The 12,251-nt window shown below is 69.9% G+C and carries 10 protein-coding genes; 7 read left to right on the forward strand and 3 right to left on the reverse strand.

The genetic code is table 11. The features are described from left to right. Positions 1–355: 355 nt before the first annotated feature. Together ACIPSA_RS12450 and ACIPSA_RS12455 are read left to right on the forward strand one after the other, a co-directional pair. A complete protein-coding gene (locus ACIPSA_RS12450; protein WP_402632573.1) occupies positions 356–619 on the forward strand; it encodes an indolepyruvate ferredoxin oxidoreductase subunit alpha in 264 nt (87 codons plus the stop codon). A gap of 531 nt (positions 620–1,150) precedes the next feature. Beyond that, positions 1,151–1,981, forward strand: a complete 831-nt coding sequence (locus ACIPSA_RS12455; RefSeq protein WP_402632576.1) for a LuxR C-terminal-related transcriptional regulator — start codon at positions 1,151–1,153, stop codon at positions 1,979–1,981. A 74-nt stretch (positions 1,982–2,055) separates the two neighbouring features. Here the strand turns inward: ACIPSA_RS12455 and ACIPSA_RS12460 are convergent, their stop codons facing one another. The 3 genes from ACIPSA_RS12460 to ACIPSA_RS12470 all read right to left on the reverse strand — a co-directional run bounded on the left by ACIPSA_RS12460 (position 2,056) and on the right by ACIPSA_RS12470 (position 3,292). After that, positions 2,056–2,529 carry an LmbU family transcriptional regulator gene (locus ACIPSA_RS12460; protein ID WP_402633747.1) on the reverse strand — a complete coding sequence of 158 codons (474 nt, stop codon included), beginning with the start codon at positions 2,527–2,529 and terminating at the stop codon, positions 2,056–2,058. A gap of 6 nt (positions 2,530–2,535) precedes the next feature. Beyond that, positions 2,536–2,667, reverse strand: a complete 132-nt coding sequence (locus ACIPSA_RS12465) for a hypothetical protein (RefSeq protein WP_402632579.1) — start codon at positions 2,665–2,667, stop codon at positions 2,536–2,538. A 376-nt stretch (positions 2,668–3,043) separates the two neighbouring features. Next, positions 3,044–3,292 carry a hypothetical protein gene (locus tag ACIPSA_RS12470; RefSeq protein ID WP_402632583.1) on the reverse strand — a complete coding sequence of 83 codons (249 nt, stop codon included), beginning with the start codon at positions 3,290–3,292 and terminating at the stop codon, positions 3,044–3,046. A gap of 17 nt (positions 3,293–3,309) precedes the next feature. Here ACIPSA_RS12470 and ACIPSA_RS12475 point away from each other — a divergent pair, with 17 nt between their 5' ends. The 5 genes from ACIPSA_RS12475 to ACIPSA_RS12495 are packed head-to-tail and all read left to right on the forward strand — an operon-like array spanning position 3,310 to position 12,219. Then, the gene (locus ACIPSA_RS12475; protein WP_402632586.1) at positions 3,310–4,023 is read left to right on the forward strand and encodes a thioesterase II family protein; all 714 of its coding nucleotides are present in this window, start codon (positions 3,310–3,312) and stop codon (positions 4,021–4,023) included. Between the two features lie 3 nt (positions 4,024–4,026). Continuing rightward, positions 4,027–4,851 carry a mycofactocin-coupled SDR family oxidoreductase gene (locus ACIPSA_RS12480; protein ID WP_402632589.1) on the forward strand — a complete coding sequence of 275 codons (825 nt, stop codon included), beginning with the start codon at positions 4,027–4,029 and terminating at the stop codon, positions 4,849–4,851. A 14-nt stretch (positions 4,852–4,865) separates the two neighbouring features. After that, positions 4,866–7,808 carry an amino acid adenylation domain-containing protein gene (locus tag ACIPSA_RS12485; RefSeq protein ID WP_402632592.1) on the forward strand — a complete coding sequence of 981 codons (2,943 nt, stop codon included), beginning with the start codon at positions 4,866–4,868 and terminating at the stop codon, positions 7,806–7,808. Continuing rightward, positions 7,805–9,058, forward strand: coding sequence for an ATP-grasp domain-containing protein (locus tag ACIPSA_RS12490; RefSeq protein WP_402632595.1), 1,254 nt, complete (start codon positions 7,805–7,807; stop codon positions 9,056–9,058). Before ACIPSA_RS12485 ends, ACIPSA_RS12490 begins: the two co-directional genes overlap by 4 nt. After that, positions 9,055–12,219, forward strand: a complete 3,165-nt coding sequence (locus tag ACIPSA_RS12495) for an amino acid adenylation domain-containing protein (RefSeq protein ID WP_402632598.1) — start codon at positions 9,055–9,057, stop codon at positions 12,217–12,219. The genes ACIPSA_RS12490 and ACIPSA_RS12495 overlap by 4 nt, the downstream gene beginning before the upstream one ends. Positions 12,220–12,251 lie beyond the last annotated feature (32 nt).

Raw genomic sequence — 12,251 nt, forward strand, 5'->3', positions numbered from 1 at the left:
CTCGATCTGTCTCCGAAAGCTTGACGACGAGGATCCGCCTGTGATCTCGCCCGGTCGCTCTCGCCGATGTCCCGCCAGCGGGACATCAGCGAGACACCGGTGAGAGCGACCGGGGCCATGAGCGGCCGCGACCTGGCCGTTCCCTTTCGGGCGTCCTGCGACGGTGATTTCGGCCCAGCCCGGTCGCCGAAGCGAACGGATTCTTGACATCAACTCGAACGCTCGGCCAACCTTTGGGCAGTCACGGGCTAGATCGATCACAATCTCCCGTCGAATGGCATGGGATTATTCGCCGGGCCGTCCTGTGCGACGTCTGCGCGGCGCACATACGCGGGCCGATGGCTATGGAGGCAATTTGGCCTTCGTGATCGCTGAACCATGTGTGGATGTCAAGGACAAAGCCTGTCCGGATGCCTGTCCGGTCGACTGTATCTATGAGGGCGAACGCACCCTTTGCATTCAACCCGACGAATGTATCGACCGCTCGGCCTGTGAACCGGTCTGCCCGGTCGAGGTGATCCATCGGGACACGGAACCCAACGGCGCTTTTACGGTTGGTCCTACCGCGATGGATCACGATCGCGTCGCCGCTCCGCCCCGGCCGGCCTCCCGCACCTGAGGAGGCTCCGGCCGGTTTCGATCCACACGCTTCTGGCCCACCACCCTTGCGGCGGGACAGCATGTGACGAAGACGAACCGGAACAGCGAGGCTCATCCCGCGGAACGGTTGCATCCGTATTTCACCATGCGCCGGGTGCCCGGATCTTGTCCATGGGCAACGTGGGCTGCATACACCTGGGAACCGACCCTCTCGACGTCTTCGCGCTGGGCGTCCTCGAACGCCTGTCCTTATCCGTGCGATCGACCTGGTCGCCATCTCCGCACGGCAGCGGTGGAAATGGCCCTTCTGGTGCGGGAAGGGCCTGATCGAGGGAGCGCGGATTCGCCGTGGCGGCCGCGCTGACATGACAGGCCAGGTGCGGGCCTCCCTGAAGTGACGGCCGTGCCCCGGCTCGGCGACCGAGTCGGCAGGGTGGTTCGACTGGGCGGATGGGCGGGACCTGTGTTTCTGACGCACCGTTGTGTCAGATGCTGAGACGGCGGGCTATCGTCGTGATCTTCGGCGGCCCATACGCAAGGGGAGCGACGCATGCCGGGATCTCTGGGGCTCGACGACTTCGTGGCCGAACTCCGTGCCACCCTGGACGAGGCCAGAGAAGCCACGGACCAGCTGGCCGAGTTGTCGCAGGCGCAGCGCACTCTGGAGCGCAGAAGAGCCACCGCCATGGACCTCATCTCCCGCTACGCGCACGCACATGTGCCGCCCGGCACCACACATGCGCGTATGGAGCGACTCGAAGGTGTGGCAGCGGTCCGGGAGCGGCTGAACGGGATCACCCAGGACGTACGGGAGGAGGTCATGACCCTGTGCCCGGGCGGTGCGCAGACGCCGGAAGGCATGGCGGCCAGCAGGCCGCATGACGGGGTACTCCTCGGACGCGGCGTGCGGATGCGCGCGATCTTCACGGAGAGTGCCCGCAGGGACTCCGCGACCATGGAGTACATCAACTGGCTGGGCGGGCAGGGCGGACAGGTCAGGACCGCTTCGGAGATTCCGCTGCGGATGATCGTGCTCGACCGGGAGACGGCGGTCGTACCCCTGGTCCCCGATCGTTCGGAGGTCGGCGCGGTCGTCCTGCACGGCCCCGGACCGATCGCCGCGCTGATCGCGCTCTTCGAGCAGATCTGGGCGGGCGGAGTGCCGGTGGACTCCTCGGAAGCGGTTGGCAGCGGCATGGACCGTCAGGAGCGCGAAGTGCTTCGACTGCTCGCGCAAGGCCTCACGGACGAGGCGGTCGCCCTGCGGTTGGGTGTCTCCGTGCGGACGACCCGCCGGATGGTGGCGAGGCTGATGGAGCGACTCGGAGCAAGGAGCCGCTTCCAGGCGGGCGTTCTGGCGGCTCAGGGTGACTGGTTCTGATCAACCCGGACCGCGCGGGGTGAGGGGCGAGGCCCACGTGCGTACTGGATGGTTCGCCCCGATTTGCTACGCTTTTACCCGCCCGCCATCAGGTCCGCGGCGTGGTCCAGGGTGAGGATGATCCAGTCCGACAACTCCCGGCCGGCGCGCTCTGCGGCGGAAGCCCACGCGGTTTCCCGCTCCGGGCTGGTCAGGACCCGCAAACGGATCTCTCCCCGTTCCTGCGCCGTGTCCGCGCCGCCCGCCGGCGCGGCCCGCACCTGTTTGCGGAGGGTGTTCCTGGACCAGTTCTCCCGCTCGGCCCGATCCAGCCAGGCGCCCCGTTCGGCGGGCGGAAGGGAAGCGACCTCCGCATGGTGCTGGAAACTGAGTTCGGCTCGACGCGATTCGGACGGGTAACGCCTCGTGATCCAGGCATAGTTCCGCAGTGTCTTGTAGTCGAGACCGGTTGCCTTCATCGCCTGGCGGTAGCGGTCCGGGAATTTCTCCTGGCCGTAGACGAGCCAGTCGCCGAGCCACCAGCTGGACGAGTCGGAGATCAGAAACAGCTGTTTTCAGAACCGCTTCCACTCCCCGAGCGGTAAGGACTCGGGGAAGGTCAGGCAGGTGCGCCGGGTGAGCGCGGAACCGCTCAGGGACAGGGCAGGGTCCCCGTGCGCGGATGTGACGGCGGAATCTTTCGCCATGCTGCTTTCAATTTCTGCGGTGGGGGGAGTCGGAGCGGTTGTCGAAACGGCGTGGGGTGGGACGGACGATCAAGGATTCTGGCGGCGGCCCCCATGATCGTCCAGGACGGCCGGGTGGCAGGAAGTGGCCATGGCGCGAATCTGCCATCTTGTCGGCCCGTGGGCTCGAGGATCACTGGATCTCCTGGCGACGCGGCGGGTCGGGGGATGGTTTCCGCTGGTCGGGCCACCGATGTGGTCCCGCCGGCGGGACACGCGGGTGTTCGGTCAGAGGCGGACGAGGTCTGCGTGAGGTGATCGCCCCGGCGCGTCGTGGTCGGTCCGCGATGATGAACGGACTCTGAATTTCCGGATGTCGCTTGCGTTTCCCTGGAATTCAAGTGGAGGTTCGGCCGGTCCGGATCGTAGGATTCCGGACACCGATCAATCCGGACCGAAAGGTTCCGGCCTCGACATCCGTACCGGCCTTGTGCATGATCTTGACGTCGGGTGCAGGCACCTCGTCGATGTCTGCCTGCACCCCGCCAGCTTTGTTGTCACGTCGGGCCGCGGTCCGGCCTTTCAATGTCTGCTGCGTTTCGGGCGATTTACCCGAAGGCGAGTTCTCGTCATTGTCGAACTCCACCCACGGAGCCAGCGTTCATGTCCAATTCCATTCCACTGCTGTGTCTGCCATTCGCCGGGGCCGGTGCCAGCTTCTATTTCCCTTGGCGCAATCTCGGTGTCGATGGGCTCGACATTCAGCCCCTGCAACTGCCGGGGCGTGAACGCCTGGTGGGGGAAGAGCCGTACACCAATGTGCAGGCGGCCGCCGACGGGCTGCTGCCCACCGCCCTCGAACTGGCCGGCCGTGGCCCAGTGGCTGTTTTCGGTCACAGCCTTGGCGCAATCCTTGCGTACGAACTAGCCCACCGCATCGCCGACAACGGGGCGAACGAGGTCGTGCACCTCTTCGTCAGCGGCTCGCAGGGACCATGGAACGGCCGTACGGAACGCGCCACCGGACTGGACGACGACGCCTTCCTCGCCCGCGTCCAGGAGTTCGCCGGATACACGCACCCGGCATTCGACATCCCGGAGATGCGCGAGCTCCTGCTTCCGACCCTCCGCGCCGACGTGGAGATGCACGAGAGCTACGTCCCGACGTCCGCCCGCAAGCTCGATGCCCCGATCACCTCGGTCCGCGGCGTCGACGACCACCTCGTCTCCGCGCAGGCGGCCGACCACTGGCGTGACGCGACTACCGGCGCCTTCACCGCCTTCGATGTGCCCGGTGGCCACATGTACCTGGACGACGACGCCAAGTCGCTGCTCGCGCTCATCGCCGAGACCCTGTCCACCGGCGCGGAGGGCTGAGCCATGCGACTGTCGGGGAAGACCGCGCTGATCACCGGCGCCGCCCGCGGCCTCGGCCGGGCAGGCGCGCTTCGACTCGCGCAGGAGGGTGCCGATCTGGTGCTCGTGGACGTGGCCGCGGACATAGCCGACGTGCCGTACCCCTTGGGTACGGCAGACCAGTTGGAGGCCACGGCGAAGCTGTGCCGCGAGTTCGGCGCGGCCGTTCTCACCGCCGAGGCCGATGTGCGCCGGCAGCAGGACATCGACAGCGCGGTGTCCGCCGGGCTCGACAGGTTCGGACGCATCGACGTTCTCGTCAACAACGCCGGAATCGCCGCCCCTTCCGGCAAGGCCATCCACGAGATCACCGAGGACGAGTGGCGGGTCATGCTCGACATCGACCTCTCGGGCGCCTGGCGGATGATCAAGGCAGTCGTTCCCACGATGGCGCGGCACCGCTCCGGCAGCATCATCAACGTCTCGTCCACCGCCGGACTCGTGGGCTACCGCTATTTCGCGGGCTATGTCGCCGCCAAGCACGGTCTGATCGGCCTGACCAAGGCCGCGGCACTCGACTACGCGGCACTGCAGATCCGCGTCAACGCCCTCTGCCCCGGCCAGGTGCGCGAGGAGCCCGTGCTCGAGGGCCGCATGCTCTCCGAGGTCGCGCGCTCGCTCGGGGTCGCTCCGGAGGACCAGGAAGCGGAGTTCCTGGCGTCCCAGCCGATGAACGCGCTCGTCGATCCCGAGGACGTGTCGGCGGCCGTGCTCTACCTCGCCAGTGACGACTCCCGGCAGGTGACCGGCAGCGCGATCACCGTCGACGGCGGCTTCAGCACGCGATGACCACGCCGTCCCCGATGACAGACCTCACCGTGAGCACCACCCAGGAGACCAGCATGTCAACTCCGAGCAGTCCGGCCGCGGCGGGCGAACACGTCGGCGGCGCCCGCGAGTTCTTCGCCCGCGCGGACTTCGAAGCCCAGCCCGCGAAGGCCTGTCACGCGTGGGTGCGCCGCTTTCCCGACCGGCAGGCCGCGGAACGGGTCGCCGGGCGCCACACGGCCGCGCTGGCGAGCGGAGCACTGCCGGCCGGCACACGGCTGTGGACCGAAGAACTGCCCACCGAGGCCGGGCACCCCGCCTCCGTCGCGCTGCGCGAGCGCGAGATCTCCCGCCCGGTGGGACACACCGGCCCGCTGGTCCGCGCGGTACTCCTGTCGTACGCCGACGGAGCCGCGGACCTCGTCCTGGTCGCCCACCGGCACAACGTCGACAGCCTGGCCATCGCCCGGGTGGGCTCGCTGCTGTCCGACGACGGACAGGAGGAGAACGGGTTTCGGCTGAACGTGCCCGCCCAGGCCGTGCGCCGCCCCGCCCCGGACATCGTGCTCCCGGCGTGGGGACTCGGCGACGCCCGACGGGCCGGAGTCGTCGGCCGGGTACCGATCGGACCGGTCGAGGTCGCGCCCGAGCCGGCCGACCCGGTCCTGCTCGCCGCCACCGCCCTGGCGCTGTCCCGGTACGGCGAGGGCGCCGCTCACCGGGTCGGTCTGCTGGCCCAGGACCCGGAGTACGGGGACTTCTGCACCGCGGTCACGCTGCCGGTCGACCAGCACGGTCCGATCGCGGACGTGGTCGCCGCCGCCGACAACGCCATCGCGTCCTCCAGAACCACGGGTGTCCAGGACGAGCCCCCCGCCGTCGGCCTGCTCCTGCCACGGTCGGGCCGAGCCGACGAGTACCGGCCGTTCCAGGCGCCTCCGTTCCCCGTCACATTGGTATGGGAACCGCGGCGCGACGGAACGCTCGCAGGCACTCTCTGGTACGACGAGTCGGCTCTGTCCCCGGCCGTGGCGGCCCAGTTCGCCCGTCATGTCCGTGTCCTCGTGGAGCTGTGCGGACGCAAGGCACCCGAGGCCGGTGCCACGCAGATCGGGGGCATCGAGCTGGTCGACGCGGAAGAGCGCTCGGCACTGCTCGCCCTCGGCAGGCCGTCCGCGTTGTCCGAGCACGCTCCGTCCACCATCCACGAGGCGTTCCGGCGGATCGCCGACGCCCAGCCGGACGCCCCGGCGCTCTCGGACTCCGCGCAGACACTGACGTACCGCGGACTCGACGAGCGTGCGGACCGGTTCGCCGCCGGTCTGCGGAACCTGGGCGTGCTGCCCGGCGCGCTGGTCGGAGTCTGCCTGGACCGCGAGGCGGACCTCGTGGTCACCCTGCTCGCGGTCCTCAAGTGCGGCGCGGCCTACGTCCCGATGGATCCGCGCTACCCCACCGACCGGCTGCGCTACACCGCCGAGGACGCGGGGCTGCGTCTGGTGGTCACCACCCTCGACGAGTTCCCGGAGCTGGACGGCGTGAGCGTGGTCCGCCCCGGCACACTGTCCGACTCCGCACCGGCAGGGCAGGAGACGGCCGAGCCCACCGACCCGGACGCGGCGGCATACGTCATCTACACCTCGGGTTCGACGGGCCGGCCCAAGGGCGTCGTCGTGCCGCACCACAACGTCGGCTCGCTGATCGCGGCGACCGCGCCGGACATGGGTCTCGGACCGGCCGACGTGTGGACCCTCTTCCACTCCAGCGCCTTCGACTTCTCCGTCTGGGAGATCTGGGGATCTCTGCTCACCGGCGGCCACCTGATCGTCGTGCCGTACTGGGTGTCGCGCAACCCCGCCGAGTTCCACGCGCTGCTGGTGGAACGGAAGGTGACGGTGCTGAGCCAGACCCCCTCGGCCTTCGCCTCGCTGCGTGAGGTGGACCTCGCCCAGCAGACCCCGCTCTTCCTGCGGCTGGTGGTGTTCGGCGGCGAGCCGCTCGACGTACGCGCGCTGGAGCTCTGGTTCCGCCGCCATCCGCACGACCGCTGCCGTCTGGTGAACATGTTCGGCATCACCGAGACCACGGTCCATGTCACCACCCAGACGATCACCCCGGTGGAGGTCGCCGCAGGCTCCCGCTCGGTCGGCACCGCGCTGCCCGGCTGGTCCCTGTCCGTGCGCGACGAGCGAGGTCGCGTACAGCCGCTCGGCGTGCCCGGAGAGATCTACGTCGGAGGAGCCGGGCTGGCCGACCGCTACCTCAACCGGCCGGAACTGACCGCCGAGCGCTTCGTTCACGACCCGTTGACGGGCGAGCGCGTCTACCGCAGCGGCGACCTGGGGCGCCTGCGTCCGGACGGCCGGCTCGACCACCTCGGCCGGATCGACGACCAGGTGAAGGTCCGCGGCTTCCGTATCGAGCTGGGTGAGATCAGGTCCGTCCTGCTGGACGACCCCGCTGTCATCGCCGCGGCGGTGGTGCTCCACCAGGGAGCGGGCGACGCCGCGGACGTGCGCCTCGACGCCTACGTGGTGCTGCGCCAGGGCGGCTCCGTCACGGAGGTACGGCGCCGCGCGAAGGGCATTCTGCCCGAGTACATGCTGCCTGCCACGGTCACCGCAGTCCCCGAGATCCCGCTGACGGTGAACGGCAAGGTCGACACCGCCCGGCTGCCCAAGCCCGACCAGACGCCCGTTCCTCTGCCCGGCCCGGCCGAGGACGAGGTCGGCGCCCCCGCGGAGAAGCCGAAAGACCTGGCGGAGGTCGTTCTGAACGCCTGGCGCGCCACGCTGGGACCCCAGGTGACACCGGAGGACGACTTCTTCGAGCTGGGCGGCAACTCTCTGATGGCGATCCGCCTCTCCGCCGCCCTGCGCCGCGAGGGGATGCAGTCCGTGCCGCTGCGCGACCTCTATCTGTATCCGACGGCGGCAAGCCTCACCGAGCACCTCAAGTCCACGGGGGCCCAGGTATGAGTGCCGCACGACAGCTGCCGCGCGTGGCAGTCGTCCATGACTTGGGCTCCGCCACACCCGGAGACATCCTGGCCGCCGCCCACCGGCTGTGCCGCCCGGTCTTCGTCGCGGACTTCGAGGGCGCGCGCAGGGGCATGGACCGGGGTGCTCTGTCGCAGTACGGCGAGGTGGTCGACGTCACCGGCGCGGGGCCCGAGCGCCGGTCGGCCCTTGTCCGGGAGGCCGGAGTCGACGGCGTGGTGACCTTCAGCGAATATCAGCTCGCCGAGACCTCCCGCCTCGCGGCCGACCTGCAACTCCCCTGCCACTCGACAGCGTTGATCCCGGTGCTGATCGACAAGCTGGTTCAGCGCCGCATCCTGGACGAAGCCGGGGTCGAAACCGTCAAGATCGCCGTGATAGGTGCCGACCCGCAGGCGGCTCTCGCCCGGGTCGGCGCACCGGCGGTGATCAAGCCGCGGATCGGCGCGGGGAGTCTGCACACCGTCCGCGTGGACACCCCGGAGGACTTCCTCTCCGTGTGCGCGGCTCTTCCGGAGGGGTGGGAGTTCGTCGCCGAGGAACTGCTGGAGGGCGATCCCGGCGTGGCGGGCCCCTTCTGGGGCGACTACGTCTCCGTGGAATCCGTGCACACTCCCGCCGGGTCCCGACAGGTCTGCGTCACCGGTAAGTTCGCCCTCGCCGAGCCGTTTCGTGAGACGGGCATGCTGCTGCCCGCCACCCTGGACGAGGAGACGGCCGAGGCCGTTCTCGCTCTGGACGCGGCTGCGGCACGGGCGTTGGGGATTCGGTACGGGATCACGCACACGGAGATCAAACTGACCGCCCAGGGGCCGAGGATCATCGAGGTCAACGGCCGGCTCGGCGGTTATGTGCCGGAGATCCTGAGAAGGGCCACCGGCGTCAACCTGGTCCGGGCGGCCCTGGAAGTGGCACTCGGCCGAGAGCCCGCCGTCCCCGCGACCCGCTACCGCGACGTCACCTACCAGTACTTCCTCAGCCCACCGCCCCTCGCGGGCCGGATCCGGGAAGTGTCCGGAGCAGACGAACTGCGCACGCTGCCGGGCGTGCGGACCGTCGAACTGGACGCCGAGCCCGGGCGGTTCGTCGACTACCGCGACGGCACCCAGAGCCATCTGGGTGTGGTCTACGGCAGCGCCCCGGACCACGCCACCCTGCAGACGATCGCCAAGTCGATCGCCAAGACCTTCCGGCCCGGCTTCGACGTGACGACCGGAACGAGAGCATGAACACCGAACCGACGATGACCTCCGCGCCCTCCGTGCCCGCGCACGCCTTCGGCCGAAAGTCCCGCATCCCACACGACACCACCGTGCACCGGCTGTTCCTGCGGTGGGCCGACGCCACCCCCGACGCCCCCGCTGTGATCAGCGGAGCCGGCACGCTGACGTACCGGCAGCTCGCCGACCGCTCGGCCCGGCTGGCACGACGACTTCTCGCCCACGGCGTGCGCCGCGGCGAGCTCGTGGCCGTACGGGCGGAGCGGAGCGCCGAGTGGGTGATCGCGAACCTGGCGGTGCTGCGGGCGGGCGCGGCCTACCTGCCGATCAGCCCGGCCGAACCGGCCCAGCGCGTCGAGCTGCTGCTCGAAGACGGTGGCGTACGGCTGGTGCTCGGTGACCGGGAGGCCGAACTCCCGGGCGGGCGCGGTCGGGAGCTGTCGGTGGCACAGGATCTCGACGCCGAGGCCGGGCTGCCGCTCGACACAGCGGCGACCGACCGTGCGTACGTCATGTACACCTCGGGCAGCACCGGCCGGCCGAAGGGTGTCGTGGTCTGCCACCGCAACATCGCCCGCCTGGTGACCGACGCCGACTTCGTCGAGTTCTCCGACCGGATGCGGGTCCTGCAGACCGGCGCGGTCTCCTTCGACGCCAGCACCTTCGAAATGTGGGGCCCGCTGCTGAACGGCGGCGTACTGGTCCTGCCCGGCGAGGACGTCATCCTGCACGCGGACCGGCTGGGCGCCGCGCTGAGCGAGCACCGCATCACCACGATGTGGCTGACCTCCCCGCTGTTCAGCCGTCTCGTGCGGCAGGATCCGGGGATCTTCGCCCCGCTACGGGACCTGATCGTGGGCGGCGACGTCGTGGCCCCCGAACACGTGGCCGCCGTACAGGGGGCAGCGCCCGGAACACGGATCGTCAACGGCTACGGACCCACCGAGAACACCACCTTCTCGACGACACACCTGATCCTCCCCGAGCAGGGCGCGGGGCCGATCCCCATCGGCCGCCCGATCGCCAACTCCTCGGCGTACGTGCTGGATCCGGAGGGTGTACCGCTGCCGCCGGGCACGATCGGCGAGCTGTACGTGGGGGGCGACGGTGTCGCGCTGGGCTACCTCAACCGGCCGGAGCTCACCGAGGCGGTCTTCCTGCCCGACCCGTTCCTGCCCGGCGGCCGGATGTACCGGACCGGTGACCTGGTACGGCAGCGAGCCGACGGCGTCATCGAGTTCCACGGCCGCGCCGACGGGCAGGTGAAGATCCGCGGATACCGGATCGAGCCCGGCGAGATCGAAAGCGTGCTCCGCGGCCACCCCCTGGTCTCCGAGGCCACAGTGGTCCCCCGGGTGCGGGCCGGTGACGATCCGGCGGACCGGTACCTGGCCGCGTACGTCACGACGACGGGCGCGACCGATGTGCCGGAACTGCGTGCGTACCTGGCCGATCAGCTGCCGCGGCACCTGATTCCCGGGCATCTGGTGGTCGTCGACGAACTTCCGCTGACCGCGCACGGAAAGGTCGACCGGTCGGCACTGCCCGACCCGGAGGAGCTGTACGACCTTCCGGTGGAGTACGTCGCACCGCGTGATGCCACCGAGGAGCGGCTGGTCGCCATCTGGGAGCGGCTGCTCCCGAACACCACCGTCGGTGTCCTGGACTCGATGTTCGACCACGGCGTGGACTCGCTCACCGCGGCCACACTGGCGGCCGCCGTGTCCAAGGAGTTCGGCACGACCCTGGCCCTCTCGGACGTGTTCCGCAACCCCACCGTCGAGGAACTCGCGGAGTTCCTCGCCGAACACACCACCGAGCCCGGCGGACTCCCTGCCCTGAGCGTGGCACCGAGCGCGGCCCACCATCCGCTCGCACCGCAGCAGCACCCGCTGTACGTGGAGCAGAGCAAGGAGACCTCGTCGGTGCGCTACAACGTGCCGGTCCTGCTGGAGATACCGGAAGACACCGACGCCGACCGGCTCGCGGCCGCCTGGCGGGCGTTGCTCGACCGCCACGAGACGCTCCGCACCTCCTTCCAGCTCGCGGACACACCGGTCCAGGTGGTGCACGAACGGGTCGACTGCGAGCTGCGGATCGCGGACGACGGGGAGCCGGACCTCGCCGCTCTCATCAAGCCCTTCGACCTGGCCACCGCACCGCTCGCCCGCGCGAGCCTGCACCGGTCGGGCCGACGCCGCTGGCTCTTCGTGGATCTGCACCACCTGATCGTCGACGGTGCCTCGCTCACCCGCCTCTTCGCCGACCTCGACGCGCTGTACCGGGGCGCCGAACCACCCGCGGTGGAGCACACGTACCTCGACTACGCCCACTGGGCGAGCCAGGGCGAGGGCAGACGCCGTGCGGAGGAACAGCGCGCCTTCTGGGCCGCCGCCTTCGCCGGTCGTCCCGCCCCCGCCGAACTGCCCACGGACCGCCCCAGGCCCGCGGTCCGCAGCCACGCGGGCGATCTGCTCGCGTTCCGCCTGGGCGCGCAGCGCACCGCGACGCTGCGCGCGCTCGCGGCACGGCACGCGACCACGCCGTTCGCGGTGCTGGCAGCGGCGTACGCGGTCTTCCTGTCGGCGGTGACCGGACAGGACGACGTCACCTTCGGTGTGCCCGCCTCGGGCCGGACCGTGTCCGGCCTCGACATCACCGTCGGCATGTTCGTCAACACGGTCTGCCTGCGGCTGCGGCCCGGCACCCATCAGCGGTTCGGCGAGCTCCTCGACGAGACCTCGACCACGGCTCGCGGGGCCTTCGAGCACCAGGACTTTCCCCTCGGTGAACTGGCCGGCATGGTCGCCGAGGAGCGGTCCCCGGGCCGCAACCCGGTGTTCGACAGCATGCTGGCCCTGCAGTCGGCCCCCCTCCTGACGATCGACTTCCTGGCGGAGCGCCGACTGCTGCGTCCCCGCTACACCGGCGCGACGATGTTCGACCTGAACATGCAGGCGTACGAGGAGCCCGAGGATCTGCACATCGAGTGGGAGTTCTCGGTGGAGCTCTTCGACCGGGCGACCGTCGAGGCGTTCCGCGACCTCCTGCTCGGCATCCTCGACCGCGCGCTGGCCGACCAGGACACGCCACTCGTCGACCTCGTCGGGCCGGCCTCCGCACCCGCCGCCACCGCGCCGGTTCCGTCCGCCGCCGACTTCGCCTTCTGATCCACACCGATCCACGCGCTGAGGAGCACTCC

Origin of the sequence: Streptomyces sp. NPDC086549 (assembly GCF_044746205.1) — a bacterium.
Taxonomy (GTDB): Bacteria; Actinomycetota; Actinomycetes; order Streptomycetales; family Streptomycetaceae; genus Streptomyces.

Coding starts and splice junctions, on each gene's coding strand:
- ACIPSA_RS12455 (WP_402632576.1), top strand. CDS start 1,151: ATGCCGGGATCTCTGGGGCTCGACGACTTCGTGGCCGAACTCCGTGCC.
- ACIPSA_RS12465 (WP_402632579.1), bottom strand. CDS start 2,667: ATGGCGAAAGATTCCGCCGTCACATCCGCGCACGGGGACCCTGCCCTG.
- ACIPSA_RS12475 (WP_402632586.1), top strand. CDS start 3,310: ATGTCCAATTCCATTCCACTGCTGTGTCTGCCATTCGCCGGGGCCGGT.
- ACIPSA_RS12480 (WP_402632589.1), top strand. CDS start 4,027: ATGCGACTGTCGGGGAAGACCGCGCTGATCACCGGCGCCGCCCGCGGC.
- ACIPSA_RS12485 (WP_402632592.1), top strand. CDS start 4,866: ATGACAGACCTCACCGTGAGCACCACCCAGGAGACCAGCATGTCAACT.
- ACIPSA_RS12490 (WP_402632595.1), top strand. CDS start 7,805: ATGAGTGCCGCACGACAGCTGCCGCGCGTGGCAGTCGTCCATGACTTG.
- ACIPSA_RS12495 (WP_402632598.1), top strand. CDS start 9,055: ATGAACACCGAACCGACGATGACCTCCGCGCCCTCCGTGCCCGCGCAC.